General features: G+C 38.2%; 25 protein-coding genes and 1 pseudogene. 6 read left to right on the plus strand and 20 right to left on the minus strand.

Annotated features, from left to right (window positions below):
• Window positions 1-125 precede the first annotated feature (125 nt).
• The 7 genes from RTP99_RS16525 to RTP99_RS16555 all read right to left on the minus strand — a co-directional run bounded on the left by RTP99_RS16525 (window position 126) and on the right by RTP99_RS16555 (window position 6,080).
• Window positions 126-851, minus strand: a complete 726-nt coding sequence (locus RTP99_RS16525; protein ID WP_000539264.1) for a GntR family transcriptional regulator — start codon at window positions 849-851, stop codon at window positions 126-128.
• The gene (locus tag RTP99_RS16530; protein WP_001227464.1) at window positions 851-1,867 is read right to left on the minus strand and encodes a sugar kinase; all 1,017 of its coding nucleotides are present in this window, start codon (window positions 1,865-1,867) and stop codon (window positions 851-853) included. The genes RTP99_RS16525 and RTP99_RS16530 overlap by 1 nt, the downstream gene beginning before the upstream one ends.
• Window positions 1,860-2,615 (minus strand): 2-dehydro-3-deoxy-phosphogluconate aldolase, encoded by a 756-nt coding sequence (dagF, locus tag RTP99_RS16535; RefSeq protein WP_000181927.1) that lies wholly within the window; start codon window positions 2,613-2,615, stop codon window positions 1,860-1,862. Before dagF ends, RTP99_RS16530 begins: the two co-directional genes overlap by 8 nt.
• Window position 2,616: 1 nt before the next feature.
• Window positions 2,617-3,720: a DgaE family pyridoxal phosphate-dependent ammonia lyase gene (locus tag RTP99_RS16540; protein ID WP_000510088.1), complete on the minus strand. Its 1,104-nt coding sequence runs from the start codon at window positions 3,718-3,720 to the stop codon at window positions 2,617-2,619.
• The gene (locus RTP99_RS16545) at window positions 3,698-4,798 is read right to left on the minus strand and encodes an amidohydrolase/deacetylase family metallohydrolase (RefSeq protein ID WP_000139981.1); all 1,101 of its coding nucleotides are present in this window, start codon (window positions 4,796-4,798) and stop codon (window positions 3,698-3,700) included. Before RTP99_RS16545 ends, RTP99_RS16540 begins: the two co-directional genes overlap by 23 nt.
• A gap of 368 nt (window positions 4,799-5,166) precedes the next feature.
• Window positions 5,167-5,457 (minus strand): DUF3986 family protein, encoded by a 291-nt coding sequence (locus RTP99_RS16550; protein ID WP_000760462.1) that lies wholly within the window; start codon window positions 5,455-5,457, stop codon window positions 5,167-5,169.
• 20 nt (window positions 5,458-5,477) lie between these two features.
• Window positions 5,478-6,080 carry a hypothetical protein gene (locus tag RTP99_RS16555; protein WP_000726228.1) on the minus strand — a complete coding sequence of 201 codons (603 nt, stop codon included), beginning with the start codon at window positions 6,078-6,080 and terminating at the stop codon, window positions 5,478-5,480.
• Between the two features lie 198 nt (window positions 6,081-6,278).
• On the opposite strand from RTP99_RS16555, the pseudogene RTP99_RS27865 reads away from it, so the two are divergent.
• Window positions 6,279-6,470 (plus strand): annotated as a pseudogene (locus tag RTP99_RS27865) (hypothetical protein); the annotation flags it as partial.
• A 133-nt stretch (window positions 6,471-6,603) separates the two neighbouring features.
• Here RTP99_RS27865 and RTP99_RS16560 read toward each other — a convergent pair.
• The 9 genes from RTP99_RS16560 to RTP99_RS16600 form a co-directional block, all read right to left on the minus strand.
• Window positions 6,604-7,464: a M15 family metallopeptidase gene (locus RTP99_RS16560; protein ID WP_000759388.1), complete on the minus strand. Its 861-nt coding sequence runs from the start codon at window positions 7,462-7,464 to the stop codon at window positions 6,604-6,606.
• A gap of 82 nt (window positions 7,465-7,546) precedes the next feature.
• Complete coding sequence (locus tag RTP99_RS16565; RefSeq protein ID WP_001284574.1) at window positions 7,547-8,653, minus strand: HAMP domain-containing sensor histidine kinase; 1,107 nt, start codon at window positions 8,651-8,653, stop codon at window positions 7,547-7,549.
• Window positions 8,646-9,344 carry a response regulator transcription factor gene (locus RTP99_RS16570; protein WP_000822490.1) on the minus strand — a complete coding sequence of 233 codons (699 nt, stop codon included), beginning with the start codon at window positions 9,342-9,344 and terminating at the stop codon, window positions 8,646-8,648. The genes RTP99_RS16565 and RTP99_RS16570 overlap by 8 nt, the downstream gene beginning before the upstream one ends.
• Window positions 9,345-9,517: 173 nt before the next feature.
• Window positions 9,518-10,624, minus strand: a complete 1,107-nt coding sequence (gene menC, locus RTP99_RS16575; protein ID WP_000403261.1) for an o-succinylbenzoate synthase — start codon at window positions 10,622-10,624, stop codon at window positions 9,518-9,520.
• The gene (locus tag RTP99_RS16580; protein ID WP_000449580.1) at window positions 10,625-12,070 is read right to left on the minus strand and encodes an o-succinylbenzoate--CoA ligase; all 1,446 of its coding nucleotides are present in this window, start codon (window positions 12,068-12,070) and stop codon (window positions 10,625-10,627) included.
• 162 nt (window positions 12,071-12,232) lie between these two features.
• Window positions 12,233-13,051 (minus strand): 1,4-dihydroxy-2-naphthoyl-CoA synthase, encoded by an 819-nt coding sequence (gene menB, locus RTP99_RS16585; protein WP_000963874.1) that lies wholly within the window; start codon window positions 13,049-13,051, stop codon window positions 12,233-12,235.
• Window positions 13,052-13,120: 69 nt separating this feature from the next.
• Complete coding sequence (gene menH / locus RTP99_RS16590; protein ID WP_001103341.1) at window positions 13,121-13,933, minus strand: 2-succinyl-6-hydroxy-2,4-cyclohexadiene-1-carboxylate synthase; 813 nt, start codon at window positions 13,931-13,933, stop codon at window positions 13,121-13,123.
• Window positions 13,930-15,684, minus strand: coding sequence for a 2-succinyl-5-enolpyruvyl-6-hydroxy-3-cyclohexene-1-carboxylic-acid synthase (menD, locus tag RTP99_RS16595; RefSeq protein WP_001059228.1), 1,755 nt, complete (start codon window positions 15,682-15,684; stop codon window positions 13,930-13,932). Before menD ends, menH begins: the two co-directional genes overlap by 4 nt.
• Entirely contained in the window at window positions 15,681-17,075 is a 1,395-nt protein-coding gene (locus RTP99_RS16600; RefSeq protein WP_000616743.1) for an isochorismate synthase, read from the minus strand. The genes menD and RTP99_RS16600 overlap by 4 nt, the downstream gene beginning before the upstream one ends.
• Window positions 17,076-17,269: 194 nt before the next feature.
• Here RTP99_RS16600 and RTP99_RS16605 point away from each other — a divergent pair, with 194 nt between their 5' ends.
• Together RTP99_RS16605 and RTP99_RS16610 are read left to right on the plus strand one after the other, a co-directional pair.
• Complete coding sequence (locus RTP99_RS16605) at window positions 17,270-18,223, plus strand: 1,4-dihydroxy-2-naphthoate polyprenyltransferase (RefSeq protein WP_000425748.1); 954 nt, start codon at window positions 17,270-17,272, stop codon at window positions 18,221-18,223.
• A gap of 109 nt (window positions 18,224-18,332) precedes the next feature.
• Entirely contained in the window at window positions 18,333-19,064 is a 732-nt protein-coding gene (locus RTP99_RS16610) for a yteA family sporulation protein (RefSeq protein WP_000957378.1), read from the plus strand.
• A gap of 44 nt (window positions 19,065-19,108) precedes the next feature.
• Here RTP99_RS16610 and cspD read toward each other — a convergent pair whose 3' ends face one another.
• Complete coding sequence (gene cspD, locus RTP99_RS16615; protein ID WP_001193054.1) at window positions 19,109-19,309, minus strand: cold-shock protein CspD; 201 nt, start codon at window positions 19,307-19,309, stop codon at window positions 19,109-19,111.
• A 391-nt stretch (window positions 19,310-19,700) separates the two neighbouring features.
• On the opposite strand from cspD, the gene RTP99_RS16620 reads away from it, so the two are divergent.
• Window positions 19,701-20,483 carry a TIGR00266 family protein gene (locus RTP99_RS16620; RefSeq protein ID WP_001201255.1) on the plus strand — a complete coding sequence of 261 codons (783 nt, stop codon included), beginning with the start codon at window positions 19,701-19,703 and terminating at the stop codon, window positions 20,481-20,483.
• Between the two features lie 23 nt (window positions 20,484-20,506).
• Here RTP99_RS16620 and RTP99_RS16625 read toward each other — a convergent pair whose 3' ends face one another.
• A complete protein-coding gene (locus tag RTP99_RS16625) occupies window positions 20,507-21,277 on the minus strand; it encodes a MerR family transcriptional regulator (RefSeq protein ID WP_000043964.1) in 771 nt (256 codons plus the stop codon).
• A 140-nt stretch (window positions 21,278-21,417) separates the two neighbouring features.
• Between RTP99_RS16625 and RTP99_RS16630 the strand changes: the two genes are divergently transcribed.
• Together RTP99_RS16630 and RTP99_RS16635 are read left to right on the plus strand one after the other, a co-directional pair.
• The gene (locus tag RTP99_RS16630; protein WP_001260126.1) at window positions 21,418-22,140 is read left to right on the plus strand and encodes a lipase family protein; all 723 of its coding nucleotides are present in this window, start codon (window positions 21,418-21,420) and stop codon (window positions 22,138-22,140) included.
• Between the two features lie 76 nt (window positions 22,141-22,216).
• Window positions 22,217-22,351 carry a hypothetical protein gene (locus tag RTP99_RS16635; RefSeq protein ID WP_000911074.1) on the plus strand — a complete coding sequence of 45 codons (135 nt, stop codon included), beginning with the start codon at window positions 22,217-22,219 and terminating at the stop codon, window positions 22,349-22,351.
• A gap of 133 nt (window positions 22,352-22,484) precedes the next feature.
• On the opposite strand, the gene glgP is transcribed toward RTP99_RS16635, so the two are convergent.
• Both glgP and glgA read right to left on the minus strand, forming a co-directional pair.
• Complete coding sequence (glgP, locus tag RTP99_RS16640) at window positions 22,485-24,893, minus strand: glycogen phosphorylase (protein ID WP_000494089.1); 2,409 nt, start codon at window positions 24,891-24,893, stop codon at window positions 22,485-22,487.
• An 18-nt stretch (window positions 24,894-24,911) separates the two neighbouring features.
• The gene (gene glgA, locus RTP99_RS16645) at window positions 24,912-26,342 is read right to left on the minus strand and encodes a glycogen synthase GlgA (RefSeq protein WP_011040795.1); all 1,431 of its coding nucleotides are present in this window, start codon (window positions 26,340-26,342) and stop codon (window positions 24,912-24,914) included.
• Window positions 26,343-26,409 lie beyond the last annotated feature (67 nt).

Below are 26,409 nucleotides of genomic sequence, written 5' to 3' on the forward strand. Positions count from 1 at the left end.
TGAACCAATCGGACGTTTATGGACAGCCCGACTCCCACCTAACTTCTTTGCTCCAACTGAATTTTGAGGTGGGAGTTTTACTGTCCGTTAACGCGGGATAAAAAAAGAGGGAAAATCCCCTCTTTTTATACGTCATAATTTACTACATAATGCTGCATTTCTGTATTGTAGTAGCCTTCACTATATTCAATTACTTCTCCAACTTCATCGTAAGAATAGCGCATGCGTTTTAATAGCGCTGTCCCCTCTTTTTCACCTAACGCTTCGGCAACGAAACTAGGCGCAAGTCCAACAGCGAATTCATCTCTGAAGTTTTCTAAATGTATACCTCGGTCTTCTACTAAATCGTAAAGCGATTGCAAATCAAAGTCCGATAAATCTGTACTTGCCATGTGTGCTGAGAAATAGTGCGTATAATGAATGTACGGTGCATCATTTAACGTATATAAACGTTCAATGCGAAAACTTTCCTTACCGAATAATCGAAAAGGCACCGTTCCTTCTTCATTATGAACGATTTCTGCTTTGAGCAATTTCTTTTGTACTTTATATCCTTCTTCCACTAACACTTCTGTAAATTTTTTACCCTTTGACAACTTTGTCGCAGAAGTATTACGGATAACTTTCGTTCCTTTACCGCTTTTCTTTTCTAAATATCCTTCTTGAGCGAGTTCTTTAATTGCATTTCGCACTGTAATTTTACTCACTTTGAACTCTTCTTCTAACTGCGGTTCGGAAGGAATATTCGTATGAATCGCATATACACCATGCAATATTCGATCACGAATAATGTTTTTTATTTGTAAATATAATGGTCCTTTTTTCCTCGTTACGTTCACCGTTACACCCACTACCTTTCTACATCACCTACTGATGCCGTCATTGCCCGAAGTATATCCTTCTCTGATGACATTGGCGTATCACCGACGATTGTATGTGCAAGCATTCCAGCTGCTGACGCAAATGAAACAGCTTTCTCTGGTGCAAACTCTTCTATCTCGCCATGAATAATCCCGCTCGTATAAGCATCTCCAGCACCTATTCTATCATATACAGAAAACGTAAGTGTTTTTGCAAAAGTGAACGCACCATCTTTACATATAAATCCGCGAAGCGAGTGTGTATTATCGCTATTAATAGAGCGATGTGTACCAGCAATTGTAGCGATATGATACGTTTCAGCTACTTTCGGAATGAGATCAATAAGTTGCGCCTCTCGCTCCGTCTCCTCTGTTTTCATTCCAAGAACGAACATTGCATCTTTTTCATTCATCATTACAATATCAGCTAGCCCTAACATTTCTTCATAATGCGGTCTCGCCTGCTCATATCCATCTTCTCCCCAAAGTGACGGACGATAATTGCAATCAAAGACGACAGTTCCTCCGTTTTCTTTCACTGCTTTCGCTAAAGATTTCATATGATGACGCACCGTATCATTCATCGCAAGTGTAATCCCGCAAAAATGAACGATATCAATTTCCTTTGCGATTTCTTCAAATTGATACATGTCTTCACATGCCGTATTGAAGCTACTTTCTAACCGATTTGAATATGTAACGCGGCTTGCACGTGCCCCAAATCCATTTTCTAAAAAGTACATGCCGACATATTTACCGCCTCTTGAAATAAATGAAGGACGAATACCTAATTTCTGAATGTGTGATATCGCAGCATCTCCAACCGAATTTTCCGGTAAAGTTGAAATAAGAAAGCCTTCGTGACCGAGATGAGAAAGTGCTGCTGCAACGTTCACACCTGTACCAGAAAATGAGTAATGTAATGTGTTAGCTTGCGACAACAACTCATATCCTGGTACTTGCAGGCGCATCATTACTTCACCAAATGCAGCAATTTTCTTACGCATATTGATCAACTAACTTCTTCACGACTGCTAATAATTCACGAACATCTTCTACTTTCGTATTACCAGTTTCCTTATCAATAATAGAAGAGTATACGTGCGGGATCACTCGCTCTACATTTGCTTCAAGCGCAATACGTACAATTGTTTCAAAGTTTTCTTTATCAATTCCGCCTGTTGGCTCTAATGCAAATCCTTCTTCCGCACAAGCCTTCGCAACTGCGCGATATTCTTCTTCATGAGCTAAACCTTTCATTGGGAAGTATTTCAATGAATTTCCGCCCATATCACGTACAAGTGCAATCGCTGTTTTAATTGGAACGATTGCTTTTTCTTCTCCAGCTGCACTAATTGGACCAGTAGAAATATTTACGTACCCTACTTTTCCTGTTGGCGATACTAAACTATTAATCCAGCTATCTTTTCCGCCAAGATTTGCACGTGTCGCTCCAACTGAAGGGAACACTTGGTTAATATGGCTACCTGGATAATGTTTCGCAATTTCAGCTACAACTGCCGCTTGTCGATTATCTCCTGCTCCTAGTCCGATCGATACAGCATCCTCAATTTCTTTTCCGTATGCTTTCATCGCTGTAACTGCTTCTTCTACTGTTGGATAGTCTTTTGATAACACTCCCACTACTACATAACCTTCTGCTGCTTCAAAAATATCTTTCGCATTTTCGATATTGTTCGCTAATACATTTAATGCTACGCGGCCTTTATAAAAACGTTTTTGAATGTTTGTCATTTTAGTTTCCCCCTACAATTTCTCTCAATTTTTCTTCAATTACATGTATGTCATCACCTAAAAGTGGACGTGGATCAATATCAAAGAATCCTTGTCTTACTCCGTAATCACGTGTATAAATTGCGATTTCCCCTTCGCGTAATGCAGTCACAACGTCTTTTGCTGATTTATTTAATTCATTCTCGTCAATATGAATACGAGCTCTAAAGATTGCTCTTCCCGCTTCATCTTGAACGATCGTTACATTTACACCGTTTAATTCTTTTAGCGGCATAAGTACTTGTAATAACTCTTTTTCTTGCTCGCTCTTATCTTCTTTTACTCCGTACTCATCAAGTGCTTGCAGTAAACCAAAAGTTGTTTCTTTCCCAACTTTCATACTTCTTCCAATGCAATGTAATTGCACTTTCAGCCACTCAATATATTTTCGTTTCCCGCCAACAATACCAGAAGTAGGTCCTTCAATTGCTTTTGAACCGCTATAAATGGCAAGGTCTGCATACTTCACATATTTTTGAATATCTTCTTCAGCTGCCGCATCAACGATAAGAGGGATGTTATTTCGCTGCGCAACTTCCCATGCTTCTTCAACAGAAATCATATTTTTTTGTACTGCATGATGGGATTTCACATACAGAATCGCCGCTGTATTTTCACCAATCGCATCTTCAATATGCTCTGCTTTCCCTTCATTTGCGTAGCCAACTTCTACAAGTTTTCCTCCGCCTAAATAAATCATCGTTTCAACAGGAGCACCGTATTGAACGTTATGACCTTTTAACATAATCACTTCGTTTTTCGCGATGACCTCTTGATGAAGTCTTTCACTTTTACGGCGATTTCCTTCCGTCACGATTGCTGCGATAGAAAGCGCAATTCCGCTCGATGCTGAATTCACAACGACCGCTGCCTCTGAATCTAGAATTCTCGCAATATGATCTCCTGCTTTATCTACTAAATCAGCAATTTCCACATAATTTTGTCCCCCATGTTTCATTGCATCCATAACTGTATCTGTCGGAGCGGATACACCTAAAATACTCATTCTACCGCTCGCATTAATTACTCTTTTTAATCCGTACTTAGCATTCAATGAATGACCCATTGATTACAACCCCTTTCGTATCAATTCTTCTTTCAGCAATGCGCTGATCCCCTTCTGAATCAATTAACGTAATCTTCTCATCTTTCACCGTAAATAAAGTTAAATTTGCAATATCTCCTTCTTGAATACGGCCAAGCTCTGGTTTCTTAAGCCACTCTGCCGCATGTTTCGTAACCGCATCAATTACTTCTTCTAGCGAATAACCTAAGTAAAGGAATTTCGAAAGAACGTGAGCCATACTATACACGGGACCATGCATGCGATTCTTCCGGTAAATATCTGTACTAATTGTATTGAAGGCAATACCGTGACGCTTCGCCGCTTCTGCTACTTTAAAAGAAAAACTAGCATTACCGTGACCAACATCTAAATGTACGCCGCGATTCACTGCATCTAGTAACACAGGTAGCGGTTTGCCTTCTTCATCAAATAAATTATTTTCTTTCCCGTTTAAGTAATGTGTAATAACATCATCTTTTTCTAAAAGAGGTACAACTTCCTCAATGCGAGGAGGCGCTGAACCGATATGTACCATAATCGGCAATGATGTTTCACGGGATAAATCACGCGCTATATGAAGCGGTTCAATTCCGCTATCACAAACGACACTCTTACTCATTCTCGCTTTTAACCCAACGATTACATCTTTATACTTTTCTACTGCTTCTATTACTTTCTCTTTATCGATCCATTCCATATTGGATAATTCATCAATTCGTTTCAAACCGATGCGAGAAATATTTAAAAAGGCAAATAAATTCGTTTTCGCCTGCTCCCTACTTTTGACTAAATCTGCAATACGATCAGCTCCGCAGCTACCCGCATCAACAATTGTCGTTACCCCTTGCTTAACGCCAATTTCGTCCACCTCATCGCCATACGGATCAAACTCTGGAAAAGCATGAACGTGCAAATCAATCCAGCCACTCGATACGTAAGTACCTGAGTAATCAAGAACCTTTCCACCCTCGCCAGCACCAGCTTTCGTCACCTGTGCGATTTTATTATTTTCAATTACAATGTCAACCTCTTCCCCGTTCACACGTTTTACATTACGTAGTACGAATCGTTCTGTCATTGTACTTCACCCTTTTCTATAAGAAGCCATAAGAATACGCTTACATTAAAATTTCATTTTTATATCTCTTTCACACGTTTAGCGTAACACAAAAAAAGAGAGAAGTAAATATAACGTTATAATGTTTAAGTCCCGATAATAGATACAATTATCATTTCGTAAATTTTATATGTTAAGATATTTTTAGTACATTGTGCCTCTGATTTTTCAAGACATTTCTCTATCATAAATAAAAAACCAAAAAGCACTTAAATTGATAGGCCTTTTGGTGATAGATAGATTTATAAAATGAAACTTTAATCAGTGTGGATTAGCCTTCACCAACTTTTGAGGTGGAAGCCTTACTGCCCACCAATAGCGGGCTAGAACTAAACAATTGAATTATTAATTAACCAATCAGTAAATAATTTATTTCCTTCACACTCATCTAGATCTTTTGTACGAACATGGAAAATTTCATATCCATACTTATCATAGAATGGATACTGAGAAAATTGATGATTTGATAAATCATCATAGGAAGAAATATCAAAATACACTACCCATAAATTTTCATTACATACTTTATAAGCTATAGCCTCATATGTAAAAACCTCTTCTATATCCCCGTAATAAAATAAATGCATATGAATCGAATCGTCAAAGTTATATTTTTTCATAGATATAAGCTCCTTAGACATTATCTAAAATATTTATGTGCACTAACATTAGGAGGACTATGATAATGTAAGATAGGACCTTTTCCATCAATATAATGATAATCTATGGCAAAAACTCGGTTACCAGTAGCTTTAGAACGTACTTGTATTATCATTCCACCCTTAGCTGCTTCTAAAATATATTGCTTCGGAGAATTGAGTGCCTTTTGTACATATGGACGCGCAACCGCCCAGGCTTTATCCGCAGCAGTTCTACCTACTTTTGAAACTAATACTCTTAATGCACCAAGAACAATAGCAGGCAATATCTCCTGCTTAACAACCAATTCGCCAGTAAAAGGATTTTTTTCAACAACAGATTCAACCCTTAGTTTACTTACTTCCTCCTCTAGTTGTAAAAAAACAGGGTCATTTACTAAAAACCCATACTCTTTTTCGAAATTTTCAAAATCGAATTCAGAAGTATCAACCTTTGATAAATCAATGCCTAGATTGATTTCAGGGATATACTCCGTTACAATACCATCTTCTTCCGTTTCAATACTTGCATCAGCAATTGATGGTAAAGTAAAGCTCAGCAATAATGCAGCAGAAATCATCCCCGTGATAAATTTCTTTTTCATCTACCATTCTCCCTCCTAAATATATAACAGCAGAAAACAATAAAAATACACTTTTATTATCTCGCATTTTAAATAATAAAATATTAAGAAAAATTTAACTAGTCTATTAATAATCATCAATATTTGTTACTATCAATTTGTATAAAACAATTATTTAATGACATTTAAAATAAATCTCATAACTAATTCATTCGGTGCAAATATAGAGCAATTTATATAATTAATAATTCCTTTTCGTTCCTATTTCAAGTAATCGCCTTTATCAACTGCTTAAAAAGAATGGTCTTAAATCTCATCGATATAAGAAGGTACCATTTTTTATAATCCGATATTGTGTATAAAACAACGATAAAGCATAGACAAGTACCCAATAAAAAAATCGCACTTTAATAAGCTTTTTTAGCACCCCTACTTTTATTTGTTAGTTTAAAGACAATCCGATTTCGTATCCATTGATTTATTTCGCTAGCTTGATAGGCGGCCAATCATGAAAAAAAGCTATCTACTTCAGATAGCTTTTTCTCTATTCCTGAACCGTCACAATAACCCCATCCATATTATTCCCCGAAACTTCATACTGCTTATTCACCGGAACATTCACTTTCATGTTCCCGGATACTTTATAATAAGACACCGTATATTTCTTACCTTCCACATCGGTTGTAATTTCTTTTTTCTCTTTCAAGAAGTCTAAGTATTCCTCTAATGTCATTTTCTTTTTTTGCATAATCGCACTATGAGGTAAGCCGACATAACGAATGTGCCACGGCTCATATTGAATGCCTGTTATATTGCTTTTATTTTTCGGATAACGTAAAACAAAGCCATGCTTCCATACGTTCTCTTCAATCCATTTTCCTTCAGGCGCTTTTTCCATTTTCTTTTGCGTTGATCCAACGTCCAGTGATAATCCTAAATTATGCTCACTGTATCCTGCTGGGAGTGCATAATCAGATCCCATGTCTTTATATAATTTACTTTGTTCTTTAAAATCTCTATACCCGCTATTCATTAAGAAATGTTGTACACCATCTTTTCCAGCCGCATCGACAACGTTCAAAAACTTTTTTACAACCTCCTTTGATAAACGAAGATTTCTATCAAATATTACGTAGCCTCTCACTAATTCACTACTGTGATTTACATTTATAATGTCAGACCTAATACTATCTTTTTTCACTGGGTAGTCTTTGTTAACTAATAATAGATCCCCTTTATAAATTTCTTCTTTTGTAACCTCTACCTTTTTCATATTTTCATTCTTTACTGCACTATTTTCCCCGCCGATTTTCACATCAATTTCTTTTTGAAATAACGGTGATATATAAACGCCTACACAGATTGTGCATGCGATAAAAAAAGAAATAAATACCCACTTTTTCATTTCTAGTTCCTCCTTAACGTAACTTACGTCTAGAATAGAAAAAACTATTAAAATAAAAAGTGGGGTAAAGTTTAAATTTTTATTAAATTGTTACGTTCTCGTCTTTTGGCAATCGCACTTCAAACATTGTTCTAACTACATTACTTTCAGCAGAAATCGTACCGTTATGCTGCTCGATAATATTTTTCGCAATAAATAGTCCAAGGCCTGTCCCGCCACGGTTCTCAGTTCTCGATTTATCACCTGTATAAAACATATCAAAAACATACGGTAGGTCTTCTTCTGGAATGCTATCTCCGTAATTTATAACTTGTACGACAACTTCTCCATTATCGATATACCCATTCAGATCAACAAATTGCCCATCATATCCGTAACGAACAGCATTTGTTAACAAGTTTTCAAATACTCTCGCTAACAATTTTCCATCACCGTTAATCGGCAAATGAGAATCAACATTCAACCTAGCTTCTAAATGATGTTTTTCTAATAACGGATACAATTCCTCATCTAACTGTATAAGTAGCTCACTTATATCAATCGGCTTTTTATCCAGCTTTAGCATGCCATAATTCATACGTGTAATTTCAAATAGCTCATCAATTAAACTTTCGAGCCTTTGCGATTTCGTATATGCAATTGTAGAGAAATGTTTAATTTGTTCCTTCGTTAAATTTTCATCTTTAAGAATTAAATCTAAATATCCTAACACGGATGTTAATGGAGTTCTTAAATCATGAGCTAAATTCACAACGAGCTGGTCTTTACTACTTTCCGCAAAGTCTCCTCGTTCCACTGCTTCCCTTAATTTTTCACTCGCTACATTAATCTCACTTGCAATATATCCAAACTCATCATTTGATGAAACGCGCACTTCATTTGTAAAATCTCCGTTCGCCAAATGATGAATTCCATTTGAAATCTCATCAAAATATTTTAAATACGGCCTAGTAAGGAAGAAGAAAAACATAATGGACAGAGGTATGAAGATAATTAAAAAGAAATTAACATCCCCAATTTGTCTTATTATCGACCGGACTTGAGCTAATGGATCCTCAAAACGAACGACTAATTTATAATAGATCCGTAACCCTTCATAAATGATATACGTTACGCCAGCAGCACATATCATACTTAACGCAAATAGCATAACCATCTTCGAGCGAAAACTTCTCATCTTGTTAGCCATTGAAAGTATAACCTACTCCCCACACTGTTTTTATTAACTTATTCTTTCTTTTATCTTCCCCAAGTTTTTTCCGCAACGTACGAATATGTACCATAACTGTATTTCCGCCTTCAAAATAATCATCGGCCCATACTTGCTGAAAAATATTTTCCACATTGTACACTTTCTTCGGGTGACTCGCTAATAAATATAAAATATCAAACTCTTTCGGTGTTAATTCAACTTGTTCTCCGTACACATTTACCGTTCTTCGCTCAGGATCAATAACGACTCCGCCTACCTCTAAAGCAGATTTATTCTCCGCCACTTTCGGCTGATTTAACGTAAGAAATCGGCGTAATTGTGCATTTACACGTGCGACTAATTCAATCGGTGTAAAAGGTTTCGTCATATAATCATCTGCGCCTAGCACAAGACCTGTCACCTTATCAAAATCAGACGTTTTTGCACTTAAGAAAATGATTGGCATATGGTGCTTCGCCCGAATTTGACGCGTCACTTCATACCCATCCATTTTTGGCATCATAATATCTAAAACCACTAAATCGATTGGCTGCGTTTCAATAATATGAATTGCCTCTTCTCCATCAGCTGCTTTCACGACGTGGTACCCTTCTTTTTCTAAATGTATCTCAATTAAATCAGCAATTTCTGCCTCATCATCCGCTATTAAAATGGAAATGCGCTTCATTTTACTCCCCCTTTTATACGCTCGATTGTAAACTAGTCTATCCAATTTGTACAATACGAAAAGGTTACTCGCGGGAGTAACCTTAGTAAATGAAATTATATCGACGATTTTTTTAATATATCGACTTACCGACAATTAACGACGAAATTCGCCCACTATTTTAAAGAATCCATTCACCGCTCAAAAACAATCCGCTGCTTCGTGATTTCCGCCAGCCTTCCGCGATCTACTTCATACTCAGCGTCAACACTTTGCGGCACCATCACTTTTCCGCCCTCAAGCGTCACTTCTGGTGAAATAATATCCTTCTCCCAATGTCTACTAGAAGCGGATATATCACCTGGAATCGTAAAGTTCGGCAATGAGGCAAGCGCAACATTTTGCGCTCTTGAAATTCCCATCTCCACCATACCGCCGCACCAAACTGGTATGTTATGTTCCATACAATAATTATGAATTTGGATGGATTCTGTTAATCCGCCCAATCGTCCTGGCTTAATATTAACGATTTGGCAACTGCCAAGTGTAATCGCAACGCGTGCGTCTTCTAAACTATGGATACTTTCGTCTAAACAAATTGGCGTTTCAATCTTCTTCTGCAGCTGTGCATGATCAAGAAAATCGTAATCCGCTAACGGTTGCTCAATCATCATCAATTGGAATTCATCTAGTCGTTTCAGACTCTCCGTATCCGCTAATGTATACGCTGAATTGGCATCCGCCATTAACGGGATATGCGGAAACTCTTTACGAATCTCTTTCAATAATTCGTAGTCATGCCCTGGCTTTATTTTCACTTTAAAACGCTCGTATCCTTCTTCAGCGTACTTCTCGATTTGTTTTAACATAACCGGAATCGTATTAAGCCCAATTACAACACCGACTTCAATTTCAGCCTTCGTTCCGCCAAGCACTGTCGCTAACGATCTCTTTTGACGCTTCGCATATAAATCCCAAATAGCCCCTTCAATTCCCGCCTTTGCCATTCGGTTTCTTTTTATATGCTGGAACAAGCTCGGCACTTCATTCGGATGAAAAATGTCAGCCTTTAATAAATCCGGTATTAAAAAATCTTGCAGTACATGCAGCGCGGTTTTCACTGTTTCTTCCGTATACCACGGTTCAGAAAACGCAACGACTTCGCCAAAACCAATGCACCCGTCCGTATCTTCTAATTCAATGACAATACTCTCACGCTTTTCATACGTTCCGTAGCTTGCAGCAAACGGGATGACGAGTGGCATTTCCGTTATATGAAATGTCGCTTTTTTTATCTCCACTTACATCTCCTCCACTAATTGTCTTAACTCTCGTCTTAACAATTTTTTCGAAGCATTTCGTGGTAACTCCTCTAAGAAACAAGCTTTTTTCGGCACTTTATATTTCGCTAATTTCGCCTCGCAAAAGTGAATAATTTCTTCTTCTGTTACCTCTCCGCTTTTTACAACAAAAGCAACGGGTACTTGTCCCCATTTATCGTCAGTCATGCCGACAACACCAGCTTCCGCTACCGCCGGATGAGAAAGCAACACTTCTTCAATTTGAGCCGGATATATATTCTCTCCGCCAGAAATAATTAAATCACTTCGGCGATCTAATACGTATAAAAATCCTTCTTCGTCTAAATAACCGATGTCGCCAGTATGAAGCCATCCGTTTTGAATTGTTTCACGCGTCGCATCTTCACGGTTAAAGTAACCACCTGTTACGTTCGGTCCTTTTACTACGATTTCGCCTTCTGTAAATGCCGGCACTACGACGCCATCTTTTTCAATACGAAGTTGGCACTGAAATAGTGGTTTTCCAGCTGATCCTACTTTCGTTAACATATAATCTGCGGACAACGTACAAATTTGCGAAGACGTTTCTGTCATACCGTACGTTTGATATACAGGAATTCCTTTTTCTACACACGTTTCTAATAGTGGTTTCGGCGCTGGTCCTCCGCCAAGTAACATGCATCGTAAAGAAGATGGGTATGTCTCTGCCCCAAGTCGCTCTAATAAATCAGTTAACATTTTAGAAACGACAGAAATAATTGTTACACCTCTCGTTTGAAGTGCTTTATGAATAAAATCAGCATCATATTTCGGAACGAGTAAAATGCGCATGCCGTACATAATGTTTTTCATTAAAAGAGATAAGCCGCCAACGTGGAACATCGGCATACAAGCTAACCAGCAATCATCATCACGAAGGCCTAAATTAAGCGAAGAACCAACCGCGCTTGCCCAATGATTGCCGTACGTTAAAATAACGCCTTTCGGTTTGCCTGTCGTCCCAGACGTATAAATAATTGTCATTGCTTCTTCTAAAGAAAACTCTTCTTGTATAGAGGCTTCCTCTTTTGGTCCATTCATCACTTCAGCGAATGAATATACAGGAATATCTTTAGCATCAAAGTCTTGATCTGTCACTAAACAAATAACTTCAGCATCATCCATTTGCCAAAGTAGCTCTTCTCTTGAAAGACGCGTATTTAAAAGCACAGCTACTGCACCTACGTAAGATAGGGCGTGAATAACTGTAATCATCTCCATACCATTTTTCATCAGAACAGCCACCTTTTGCCCACGTTTCACTCCTATATGTGTGAGGTGTTCACAAACAGATACTACTTTTTCATGCAGCTGCATAAAAGTAACTTTCTCTTCTTCTATTTCAATTGCAGTACGGTCTGGTGTTAAAAATGCACGTTGCATTAACCAATTTGGCATCGTCTCCATCACTCATTCTCCTTTCATGAAAGAAAGAGACTTGATATGACATCAAGTCTCTTAGTTGTTTTGTTTCCGGTTTGATCATTTGGTTGCGACTCACTTTGTGGGCGAGCTGCTTCCGTCTAAGAACCTTAGCCAACGAGGCTAAACAGTCGGCTCCGCTTTTGATCACGGGAAACGAGGGAATTGACCGAAGTCTGGACGGCGTTTTTCTTTGAACGCGTCGCGACCTTCTTTTGCTTCGTCAGTTGTGTAGTACAATAACGTTGCATCTCCAGCTAGTTGTTGAATACCAGCTAGACCGTCTGTGTCTGCGTTGAATGCAGCTTTTAGGAAACGAAGTGCCATTGGGCTGTTTGCTAAAATTTCTTCTGCCCATTGTACTGTTTCTGCTTCAAGTTGTTCTAATGGTACTACTGTATTTACTAAGCCCATATCAAGCGCTTCTTGCGCGTTGTATTGACGGCATAGGTACCAAATTTCGCGAGCTTTCTTGTGGCCTACCATACGAGCTAAGTAACCAGCTCCGTATCCACCGTCAAAGCTTCCTACTTTAGGACCTGTTTGTCCGAATACAGCGTTGTCTGCAGCAATTGTTAAGTCACATACGATATGAAGTACGTGTCCACCACCGATTGCATAACCTGCTACCATTGCGATAACTGGTTTAGGAATTGCGCGAATTAGACGTTGTAAGTCTAATACATTTAAACGAGGGATTTGGTCGTCACCTACATATCCACCATGACCGCGAACTTTTTGGTCGCCGCCTGAACAGAATGCACGTCCACCTTCACCTGTTAAAATGATAACGCCAACATTTGCATCATCACGAGCATGTGCAAAAGCGTCGATTAACTCCATTACCGTTTTAGGACGGAATGCGTTATGTACTTCAGGGCGGTTAATCGAAATCTTTGCGATACCATTGTATGTTGAATAAATAATATCTTCGTAATTGCCTTCTTTTACCCATTCAATAGCCATTACAACTACCTCCTTGTATATTTCTGATCTCCTCTATAAGTGCAACTTCATTCTTAACTGAAAAAAGCATCACTGCATAGTTTTTAGAAATCCCTTTACTATTGTATCAAACTTTTCCGGTTGTTCCACATGAATTGCATGGCCAGCGCCATCAATTTTGACAAATTTCGCGTCAGAGACGCATTTTTCGATATTTTTTAATATGCGAAAGAACTTTTCATCATGCTCACCGTTCATTAAAAGAACAGGCATTTTTAAGTTTTGCAGCTCATTCCACCATGAAGGCTGAGCCCCTGTTCCCATGCCGCGCAAGCTATTTGCAAGCCCTTTTGGATTGTTAGCGAGTCGTTCTTTTCGCACTGCTTCTTGTACGTTTTGTGCTAAACTTTTTTGCGTTTCAAACAGCGGAATATTTTCCCACATCGATACAAAACTTTCGATGCCTTCTCGCTCAATTTTTTGAGCAAGTCGCTCATCTTTTTCACAGCGTTCTTTTCGCTCATCTTCACTTTCAAGCCCAGCTGTACAGTTTTCTAATAAAAGAGAACGTACATATTCTGGATATAGACACGCCATCGTAATCGCCAGTCTACCGCCCATTGAATAGCCAAGTATATGCGCCTTTTCAATATGAAGATAATCTAGTAGTTCTTTCATTTGCAATGCCGCATTTCGAATATCATAATGCGTCACATCTTCAGGACTTTCCGTTTTTCCGTGCCCAACAATATCTACTAAAATGACTTGAAACTGCTCGCTCCAAGAAGGAATGAAGGAACGCCACGTTTCCATACTTCCCGTAAAACCATGAAGAAGTAGAAGTGGTTCTCCGCTTCCGACTACTTCATATTCATACGATAAACCTTGCAGCGTTACGTTCATTTTGATTCACCTTGCAACGATGTAGTAATGACGTCCTGTGTTTTTGCCCATAACGTACGGTGCAACGTTAAGTTTTCATCACGGTTCGTACAAATTTCCACAACGTGTAAACCTTCTGTCGTCGTTCCTTTTTGTACCTCTTCACGGAATTGCTCCCAACCATTTACACGGCTAAATGAACCACCGTACATGTTGACAACATGCTCATAGTCAAGCCCAATTGGAGTTCCAAATAATGATTCGAAATGTTCCTTTTTCTCATATTGTGGTAAGAATGAGAAAATACCACCACCGTCATTATTTACAACAACAATCGTTATATTTAACTCATGTAATTTTGCGGCTAATAATCCGTTTAAATCATGATAAAATGATAAATCACCGATTACTAATACGAGCGGATCGCAAATCATGCTCGCTCCTAAAGCTGTCGAAATGATTCCATCAATCCCATTTACACCGCGGTTAGCCATCACTTGAATATTTTTATCCGATGTGAAAAAGAATGAATCTGTATCACGAATTGGCATACTATTACTCGCAAATAACGTTGCTCCTTCTGGTAATACGCGGACAATATCCGTAATGACTCTTCCTTCAAACGCAGTATCATATGTTTCCATTTCACGAAGCGTTTCCTTCGTTTTTTCGTTTATATGTTGCCACATTTGGGACCAATCATTCTTTTTCATAACTGGCATTTTTTCTATTAGTGCACTGCAAAATGCAATATCACTTGCTTGGACAACTTCTGTTGCAACGAGAGCTGGATCTCTCCATTGTCCTGATTCGTCAACAACGATATGAACAGCTTTCGTTTGTTTTTTGATGAACTGCGTTAATGCTTTCGAAACAGGCATACCACCGAAGCGAATTATAACTTCTGGCTTCCACGTTTCTTTTAACAGCACATTTCGTAAAAATGTATCGTAACAGTCGATTACCATCGTTTTATCGTGGTGTCCACTACGAATGTTAGAAAGTGGATCCGCTAATATTGGATATCCCGTTTTTTCAGCTAGTTGCGTTGCAAACGTTGCGATTTCTGAATGACTATCATCTCCACAAATAATAAGCCCCTTTTCCATATGTGAAAGGCGCCCTACAAGAGAATCTACATATTCACTCGGCATCACCGCATTCCCTCGCTGAACTACTCCTGTATATTCTCCGCGTCCTTTATCCCATAAACTTTCTAATGAGAAGTCCGGGATAAGCGGTTCACGAACTGGAAAATTAAGATGAACAGGTCCTTGCGGTGCTAAAAGCGCGCTCGCTATCATGCGCTGCGTTGTCATGCGAGCGTAATGATACATCGCCTCATTCGCTTCTGGAATTGCCATCTCTGTAAATTGCTTCACAAACGTGCCGTATAAATTAATTTGATTCATCGCTTGTGGTGCACCGACATCTCTTAATTCATGCGGTCTATCTGCCGTTAAGACGATAAGCGGCACTCGCGAATGAAAAGCTTCACATACAGCTGGATAATAGTTCGCTGCAGCCGTTCCTGACGTACATAATAATGCAACAGGACGTTTTTTCGCTTTTGCGATACCGAGCGCAAAAAATCCTGCTGATCTTTCATCTACATGTAAATATGTGTTCATTCCTTCATGTTGTTCCATTAGTAGAGCAATCGGCGTTGACCGTGAGCCTGGACTAATGACAACATCACATACATTTAGACGCGTCAGTTCATCCACGAACGCGCCTAAATAATATGATAATGCTTCTATATGATTGTTCATTTCATTAATTCCTCCAAAGCACCAAGCATCGGTCTAAACTTCAAACTTGTTTCTTCATATTCAAGTTGTGGTACTGAATCAATTACAATCCCGCAACCGGCGAATAAGGATGCTTTCTCGCCATTTAATAATCCGCAGCGAAGTGCAACCGCAAATTCACCATTTCCTTCATCATCTATCCAGCCAATCGGTGCACCATATAATCCTCTGTCTAACAATTCAACATCACGAATCAGTTTCATCGCTTCCAAACGAGGTGTCCCGCCAAGAGCTGGTGTTGGATGTAATTCTTCTACCATTGTTAAAAGACTCGCATCGCCTTTTGCCTCTACAGGCGTATATAAATGAATTAAGTTTTTCGTTGTTAATAAGCCCGGACTTTCCGGAATATTAACAGATTCGCAGTGCTCATTTAATACAGACCTGATCATGTTCACAACATAACCGTGTTCAGCTAAATTCTTTTCATCATGAAGAAGCGCATCACTATTTCGCTTACTTTCTTCTATAGATTGACCATGACCAGTTGAACCAGCAAGACACATTGAAGTAAACTTCTCATCTTCTTTGCGAATTAATCTCTCTGGCGTCGCTCCTAAGAAGCATGCTCCTTTATAATCAAAAGAAAATACGTAACAATCTGGTTGCCCAATGCGAAGCGCTTCTAAAACAAGCGCAGAATCAATATGATGATCCATCTCTACTTTTAGCTCCCTCGCTAATACAACCTTCTGCACGTTCCCCTGCTTCATCTCATCTTGCACTTTCTCAATAGCCTTCATCCAGCCTTTCGGATCCACTTCTACTTTAGAAGTAACTGTTAATTTCGATCCTTCTAGTGCACATTTACTCTCCTCCAAAATTTTCTCTTCTAAAGAAACAATTTCGTTATAAAGAGTTTCTGCACAATCTGTTGCTGAAACGAATGTATTCATTGTTAACCATGCTTTTTCATTTTTTACAGTTAATAAAAATGCTGGTAGTGAAAATGTCGTATCATCAAATTCTTTCCATAAGTCCGTTTTCTCTTTTTCTTGGTCAAATGAAAATCCACCAAATAAAAGAGGACCTGTTCCAAATTCATATTTTTCTCTTTGTACAAACGATTTCTCTTTTACTTTATCCCACTCGTCACGAGCAGTTTGAAAGCGTTTGTGAGAAGCAGTTGCTATAGTGAAAACAGAACCAATTCCAGCAAATATTACATGCTGAGCCGGGTCTGCAAAATAACATCTATTTTCGAATGAGATCCTTTTTCCTGCTGCATAAAACAGAAGTGGATCCATCCAGTCTATTTGTTTTACAAAACTAACCAATATTTTTTCATCAGCTGCATGCTTAATGGCTGCACTTAGAACTTCTTGCAAGCCTTTTTGTTTCGTTTGAATCACAATTGTCTCCCCCCTATGGGCGAAAAATAGTCATAATTACGCTTGATTTTAAGATACACCTCAAACGAAAGGCCTGTCAACGTTTAGCATTTCTGAGAAATTCACCTTCTCTTCCTAGAAAATAAACGTTGACACTAAATGATGCTTTTTCTACACTTAGTTGTGTACAATATGTGACCAAAGGAGGATTCAACATGGAAATGAACGTCGAAACGAATTCCTCTCCTACGGCGCCAAAGCCAAGCAAGCAAACAGGCTGGCGCATTTGGTGGAGTTTACTACGTCCCCATACATTAACAGCAGCTTTCGTTCCTGTTTTCATCGGAACAGCCTATGCAATGCAGGTCGGAGGTATAAATCAAATACATCTCCCTCTTTTCCTTATAATGCTTCTTGCTTGTCTTCTCATTCAGGCAGCAACAAACATGTTTAATGAATACTTTGATTATAAAAGAGGACTTGATCACGAAGGTTCAGTTGGTATCGGCGGCGCTATCGTTCGCGATGGCATTCAGCCAAAAACAGTGCTTAACTTAGCATTTGGATTTTTCGGCATCGCAATACTATTAGGTGTTTATATTTGTATGAATTCTAGCTGGTGGCTTGCTGCAATCGGTCTTGTTTGTATGGCCGTTGCTTACCTTTATACGGGTGGTCCACTTCCCATTGCCTATACACCATTTGGAGAGTTAACAGCCGGATTATTTATGGGTGTCATTATTATCGGGATTTCATTCTTTATTCAAACTGGAACTGTAACATCAGAAGTCGTTTTATTATCTATTCCAAGCTCCATTTTAATTGGTGCCATTTTACTTGCTAACAATATCCGTGACTTAGATGGCGATAAAGAAAACGGTCGTAAAACGTTAGCAATTCTCGTTGGACGCGAGCGAGCAGTTGGTGTACTTGCTTCTATGTTCATCGTTTCCTACATTTGGACAATTGCTTTAATTATCGTCGGCATCGTATCACCATGGATGCTTATCGTATTTTTAAGTGCACCGAAAGCATATAAAGCGACGAAAGGCTTTATCGGCAAAAGCATTCCAATGGAAATGGTACCTGCGATGATAGCAACAGCAAAAACAAATACAATCTTCGGTCTCTTAATGGGAATCGGATTATTACTTGGATATTTCCTTTGAAAGGAGCTGCTAATGCGGCTCCTTTTTCATATACCAATTTCAGCTCATAATTCCTACTCGCAACGCTCATACTATGTAAAGAAACTGAATTGTAGGAAGGTGGACGACTATGTTAACTCCACAACAAATAAATCAATTTAAATCCGTTTTAGAAAAACAAAAGCAAGAACTAGAACAAACGATACAAACACACGAAAATGAAGATCGTGCATCTGAACGTGAATCTGTTGGAGAATTATCTAGCTATGATAACCATCCGGCTGATATGGCAACAGAGCTATATGAACGCGAAAAAGACTTCGGACTTATTGAACTTTGGCATAAACAGCTAGAGGATACGAAACATGCCCTGCAAAAAATAGAAGCGGGTACGTACGGCATTTGCGAAGTATCTGGTGAAGAAATTCCATTTGAAAGATTAGAAGCAATGCCGACTGCTACAACATGCATCCAGCACACGACAAGTAAGTTAAATATGAATACACGACCAGTTGAAGAAGAAGTGTTGTCTCCTTCTTTCCATAAACATGATGAAGATCATTCTGTTGAGTACGATGCAGAAGATGCATGGCAAGATGTAGCCAATTACGGAACATCTGAGACACCATCTGATTTAGAAAGACAAGATTCGAAAAACTATAACGGCATGTACGTAAATAGTGAAGAAAACGTAGGCTACGTAGAGGATTTTGAAAACTTTATCGGTACAGATATGTATGGAAAAAATCCGCAAGTTTTCGCTACGGAAGAACATGAAGAATATGAGCAAATGCTTGATGACTTTGAAGAGCGTACCTTTAAGGGCGAATTGTCTTCAAATGAGTCGAGTTCCAAAGAATAAAAAAAAGCATTCCGAAAATCGGAATGCTTTTTATCGCTAGCTAATTAGTTTTTTGTAACGTTAGCAGCTTGTGGTCCACGGTTACCTTCAACGATTTCGAAAGAAACTTCTTGACCTTCTTCTAAAGTTTTGAATCCGTCACCTTGGATAGCTGAGAAGTGAACGAATACATCGTCTCCACCTTCAACTTCGATGAAACCGAAACCTTTTTCGCTGTTGAACCATTTAACTTTACCTGTTTGCATGTCATGTACCTCCTAAATAAAAATGAAACTATGAATCCACATGAAAAGGTGGATATAAAGGACATGAATGTATAACAAGCTTACAGCCTTTAATTCAACGTGCTTTATTTCCGTACCACATTATGTAGCTCAATAGTGACTTCACTATATCACGCTATATCCAAAACGTCAAATGAGAACACTTTCATTCCATTATTTTTTTATAATTTTAATATAATGTTGAACTTCCATATTCATATTTTATCTCGCTATTTGCGGACTGCTCGATTGGTGAGAGCTGACAACCAATTTTGGGTGCTCCCACTTTATTTGAAAATTAACAAAACTAAAGTATTCTAATCCTATTAAATTCTGTACAATATAAATATCTATTACATACGAGGTGAAAAAAATGAGAGCACATGAAATCGAGTATAAATTATACGGCGATGATATGCAGTTTGTTGAAATTGAGTTAGACCCAGAAGAAAGCGTGATCGCAGAAGCTGGTGCAATGATGATGATGGAAGATTACATAGAAATGGAAACAATCTTCGGCGATGGTTCTGGCCCATCTGGAGGTTTATTCGGAAAATTAATGGGCGCTGGTAAGCGTCTCGTGACAGGCGAAAGCATGTTTATGACTGTATTTACAAATACAGGTCACGGCAAGCGTCACGTATCCTTTGCTGCTCCGTATCCGGGTAAAATTATTCCTGTAGATTTAACAGAATATCAAGGAAAAGTAGTTTGTCAAAAAGATGCATTTCTTTGTGCCGCAAAAGGCGTTTCTATCGGAATCGAGTTTACGAAAAAAATCGGAACTGGTTTCTTCGGCGGTGAAGGTTTCATCATGCAGAAACTTGAAGGTGATGGACTTGCTTTCATGCATGCAGGCGGAACTGTATATAAGCGTGAACTAAAACATGGCGAAAAACTTCGCATCGATACAGGTTGTCTCGTTGCCATGACAAAAGACATTAACTACGATGTCGAGTTCGTTGGAAAAGTAAAAACAGCTCTATTTGGCGGCGAAGGTTTATTCTTCGCAACGTTAGAAGGACCTGGAACAGTTTGGATTCAGTCCTTAACACTTAGCCGCTTAGCAGCACGTCTGACAAGCCCAGCAGCGCAAAGCACTGGTGAAGGCAGCGTTTTAGGTGGACTTGGTCGTTTATTAGATGGAAAAGAGTAAAAAGGGCCCTTATAGGGCTCTTTTTATTTAGGTGGACTATACAAACCATTTCGAATCATATAATACCCCATCGCTTCATTAAGCCACGCCTCTTCTTCTTCCGTATAAGGAGAAGGCATCATATTATTATATTGTTCTTCTGCATTCTCTAATTTACCTAGAGAATACATTGTCTCTTCACCAACATACTTAAGAGTCGCCTTCATATGTTCATCAACCAATTTTTGCACTTCTGAATCCTCAATTTGTCTTCCGAATAACCTTTTCACTTCTTTTGCTAAACGCACAAACTCTTTATCAAGTGCCAGACTCTCTTCTTCTGGTTTATTATATAATCCATCAACTGTTTCTTTTGATACATATTCTTCAAGCCATAAACGTTGTTCAGTTTCTTTTTGAATGCTGTTAATTAGACTCATTAATATGTCACTATCCAACTCTTCATCTTCCTTAAGACATACCATTGTTCGTTCAAGCGCCTTAATCGAAACTTCAATTTGTTTTCTTTTTTCTTCAAAGGCTTTTCTTTGTTGCTCCAATGTTTCTTTTAAACTTACATTCAAACTTGGCATTTTCAGCATAACGCTTATTTCTTCTAAACTATATCCTAATACTTTAAGGCTCACTATTTTTTGTAGCTCTAATATATCTTTTCCTTTGTACACACGGTGACCAGAGCTAACATTCTTTTCAGGTTTAAGTAATCCAATTTCATCGTAATATTGGAGCGTTCGTATCGTTGTACCTGTTCCCCTTGAAAACTCACCAATTGAATAGCCTTCTCTTTTGCTCATCTTACACTCCTCCTAACAGTATGTTTACAAAAATCATACTCCCTCACGTAACTGTAGGTTCAAGCTTTTTTTCTAAAAGAATGAATCAAGTCCCTCACTGCATATATTGAACTATACCTTTTCTTAAGGAGGCTCCCTTAATGCGTACTCCTTTATCCTTTGATAAAGATACCGCCATACTGTTAGCTTCTTGTTGTGAGTTAACATATGAACAATATAAACAAAATGGGATTTTTGAAATACCAGATGGTTTTCAATATGTACAAAGCTTTCAAGGAAAAACCATTCAAACGACAGAATGGTTCGGATTCATACTAGAATCTGAGGATACCGTTATTGTAGCTTTTCGCGGGACACAAACAGATACAGACTGGATTATCGATTCACTCGTTAACCAAAAACCATATCCATATGCTTTAAATAGCGGAAATGTCCATAACGGCTTTCTTTCCATTTATGAATCTTGCCGAGATTCTATTATGGATATGCTCGTATCGTTACCAGCCCATAAGAAACTTCTTGCAACCGGTCATAGCTTAGGCGGCGCACTCGCTACACTACATATACTCGATGCGCGTATAAACACTGCCTTCGCACAGTACGGTCTGTATACATTTGCCTCCCCAAAAGTGGGAGATATTGCATTTCGTAATTATTATAAACTACAAGTAGCTAGTAGCTTTCGTTTCGTCAACTTATTTGATGTCGTTCCACTTCTTCCTCCTCGAAACATAAATTTTAATGACCAAGACTGGGAATATGCACACGTTCATCACAACATGACTTTTACAAAAAACACAAAATCTATTACAAATAATCATGCCATGACAACATACAAAACATGTCTGACTTCTCATTTTTAACCAGTAAACAATTGGAAATTAAATATCCTTATACTATAATAATATATGAAGTTACTTTTGGATGAGGGGACCTTACATGCTAAAATTTATCTTTGCACTTTTTCTCATTGTAATTTTTACGTTTACAGGTTTCTTTACATTTTCATACTTTGCGACAGGAGAATATGGTGGAACGGGTGTAATATATACTGCGATCCCATTTCTTTCTTAAGCAAAAAAGAAAACCGAGCTTAATGAGTTTAAGCTCGGTTTATTTATTAGTGTCAATTTTTGTCGGTAAATCGATATATCTTAAAAATCGCTGATATAAATTTCATATAATCTTTTCCAACGTAGCAATCTCTTTAAATTTGCGTAACTGTATTACCAATACCCCAAATCTCATTACTATACTGTAAAATCGTTCGATCGCTCGCAAAATGACCAGATTGTGCAATATTTAAAATCGACATTTCGAGCCACTTCGTTCGGTTCTCATAAGCTCTACCAACAGCTTCTTGCTTTTCCGCATATGGGCCAAAATCTCGCAGAACGAAATATTCATCATTTTGAATAACGAGAGAATCGTAAATTGCTTCAAATTCAGCTCCCGACTGTGCAAAGAAACCATTCGTTAACTGGTCTACTACCTTCTTAATGTGCCCATTGTGGTGATAATAATCACTTGCACGATATCCACCATTTTGATAGTAATGAAGAACCTCTTCGGCCGTTAAACCGAAAATGAAACAGTTATCATCACCGACTCTATCTTTTATTTCAATATTCGCTCCGTCTAACGTGCCGAGCGTAATCGCACCATTCATCATAAATTTCATATTGCCTGTTCCGGATGCTTCTTTACTCGCTGTTGAAATTTGTTCACTTACATCAGCCGCTGGGAATATATCTTCCGCTACAGACACTCGATAGTTTTCTAGAAAGATAACTTTCATATATTGGCTTACGTACGGATCGTTATTCACTTTCCTTGCAAGTTCATTTATTAATTTAATAATTTTTTTCGCATAGTAATAGCCAGGTGATGCTTTCGCTCCAAAAATAAAAGTACGCGGATAAAATGTAAAACTAGCATCCTCTTTCAAACGGTTATACAAATATAAAATATGAAGAACATTTAATAATTGTCGCTTGTAAGCATGTAGCCTTTTTACTTGCACATCAAAAATAGAATTAGGATCAATTGTAATCCCCATTGTATTATGAATGCGCGCTGCTAAAATCTCTTTACGCTCTTGTTTTACCTCTGCAAATTTCTCTTGGAAACTCGCATCGTATTGAACTAATTGTAGCTCTTGAAGCTTAATCGGTTCTTTCTTCCACTCTGTTCCAATCGCCTCTGAAATAAGGTTTGTCAGCTGTGGATTCGCCTTCATTAACCAACGTCTATGAGCGATTCCATTCGTTTTATTATTAAACTTATCTGGATAAAACTCATAAAACAATCGCATTTCACGTTGTTTTAAAATTTCCGTATGAATTTTTGCTACACCATTTACGCTATGACTACCGACAATTGCTAAATGAGCCATTTTCACAAGATCATGCGCAATAATCGCCATCTCTTCAATACGATGCCATTCATACGGATAACGCTCCCAAAGTTCATGACAGAAACGTTCATTAATCTCTTCAATAATCATATAAATTCTCGGTAATAACGGTTTAAAAATGTGAATTGGCCACTTCTCAAGCGCTTCTGATAGCGTTGTATGATTCGTATAAGAAATCGTTTGCGTCGTTATGTGCCAAGCTTCTTCCCATGCTAGTTTTTCTTCATCTAATAAAATACGCATCAGTTCTGGAATCGCCAAAACTGGATGTGTATCATTAATATGGATCGCAATTTTCTCATGTAATTGACGAAGGTCACCATATCTTTCTCTATGCATTCGAACGATATTTTGCAAGCTTGCTGATACGAGAAAATACTGTTGTTTCAAACGAAGTATTTTCCCCTCATCATGCGTATCATCTGGATATAAAAACTCCGATACCGCTTCTGTTTCACGCTTATATTTCAAAATATCTTTGCAATTTTGTGGGAAAGGAACTGGTTCCGCATTCCAAAGTCTAAGTGTATTTACAGTACTCGTCTCATAACCTACTACTGGAACGTCATATGGTACGGCCATAATTACTTCTGCATTTGTATGCCTGAATTCTAAACGCCCATCAATGTAGAGCGGTTCAACATTGCCGAAATAACTTACTTCTACAGCTTGATCATGCCTTCTTACTTCCCATACATTTTCATGAAGAAGCCACTGTTCTGGAAATTCAACTTGATAACCATCAACAATTTTTTGATCAAATAAGCCGTGTTTGTAACGAATTCCGCACCCATGACCTGGTAAGTTTAAAGATGCAAGTGAATCAAGGAAACAGGCTGCTAATCGTCCAAGTCCACCATTTCCAAGACCTGCATCTGCTTCCACCTCTTCTAATTGTTGCAACGAAATTCCAAGCTCAGAAAGCCCTTGCTCACATACATCCTTGATACCTAAATTTAATATGTTACTTCCAAGCAAACGCCCAAGTAAAAACTCAATGGATAAGTAATACATTTGCTTTCGCTCTCCAGACCGATAACTTTCATTCGTTGCAATCCATTGACTATTCATATACTCACGTACCATATACCCAAGCGTATTGTATTGATCACGAGTTGTAGATTCTTTGAAACTTTTACCATACATCGTCTCTAACTTTTCTAGAAAAGCTGATTTGAAACTTTCAACATGAGTAAACATTTCTTCACCACCTACATGTTATTCCATGAGACTTTTATACAATTTCTTATAAGCCAGAGCTGATTTTCCCCAGCTATAATCTTCAGTCATTGCTTGTTTTACAAGCTGCTCCCACACCGGTTTATCATGATAAAATTCAATTGCACGACGAACCGTGTGCAACATGTCATGTGCATTAAAGTTCGTGAAACTGAAACCATTTCCTTCTCCAGTCTCTTCGTCATAAGATTGTACCGTATCATTTAATCCGCCTGTTTCCCTTACAATTGGAATCGTACCGTACGCTAATGCGATAAGTTGTCCAAGTCCACATGGTTCAAATAGTGATGGCATTAAGAATAAATCACTTCCCGCATATACTTGGTGGGCTAATTCTTCATTAAAGCCAATATACACTTTTACCTTCTCAGGATACTCATATGCCATCCACTCAAAGAATTTCTCATATTCCGAATCACCTGATCCTAAAATAATACATTGTACATCTTCTTCCATTATTTCTCGGAATACAGTACGTACTAAATCAAGACCTTTTTGCTTCGTTAATCTCGTTACCATAGAAATAATTGGTGTATCTTCTTTTTCTGGCAAACCAAAATAACGCTGCAACGCGCGTTTATTTTTACTCTTTTCATATAATGAATCTGCATCGTACTGAGCAGTAATATACGAATCCGTTTCTGGATTGTACACGCTCGTATCAATTCCATTTACAATGCCGCTAAGCTTACCATTATATTTTCGCAGTAATCCATCTAACTTCTCACCGAAAAACTCATATTGGATTTCCTCTTTGTATGTCGGGCTAACCGCTGTAATTTGATCAGAAGCGATAATGCCACCCTTCATAAAGTTCACATTCCCATAAAATTCTAACTGCTCACTATGAAAATATTCATCACCAAGTTCTAGCAAGTCGTACATCACTTCAGGAGGAAATACACCTTGGAACTGCAAGTTATGAATCGTATATACCGTTTTAATATGCTCATATAATGGGTTATCTTGATACTTTTCACGTAGTAAGAAATTTACCATAGCTGTATGCCAATCATGGCTATGAAGAACATCCACTTCGAAATCAAGATGAGGAATACACTCTAAAACTGCTTTCGAAAAATAAGAAAAACGCTCTCCGTCATCATAATGACCATACAGAGAATCCCTCTTAAAATAATATTCATTATCTATTAAGTAATACGTAATCCCGTCTTGCTCACCTTTTAAAATTCCGCAATATTGATTTCTCCAGCCAAGCGGGACGTTAATTACTTTATGTAGCGTACATCCATCCCTTAATTTTTGCGGAATAAGACTATAATTCGGGAGTATAATGCGAACTTCCACACCTAATTTTTTTAGCTCTTTTGGGAGCGCACCTGCTACATCAGCTAATCCTCCCGATTTAACAAATGGTACACATTCTGATACTGCAAATAAAATATTCACTTGTTGTCCCACTGCACGAAAAGCTTATACTACTTCCCTTGCAGCTTCCTCCCTTCGAGTTTTCATT

Source organism: Bacillus sp. (in: firmicutes), assembly GCF_031983925.1.
In the GTDB taxonomy this organism is placed as follows: domain Bacteria; phylum Bacillota; class Bacilli; order Bacillales; family Bacillaceae_G; genus Bacillus_A; species Bacillus_A pacificus.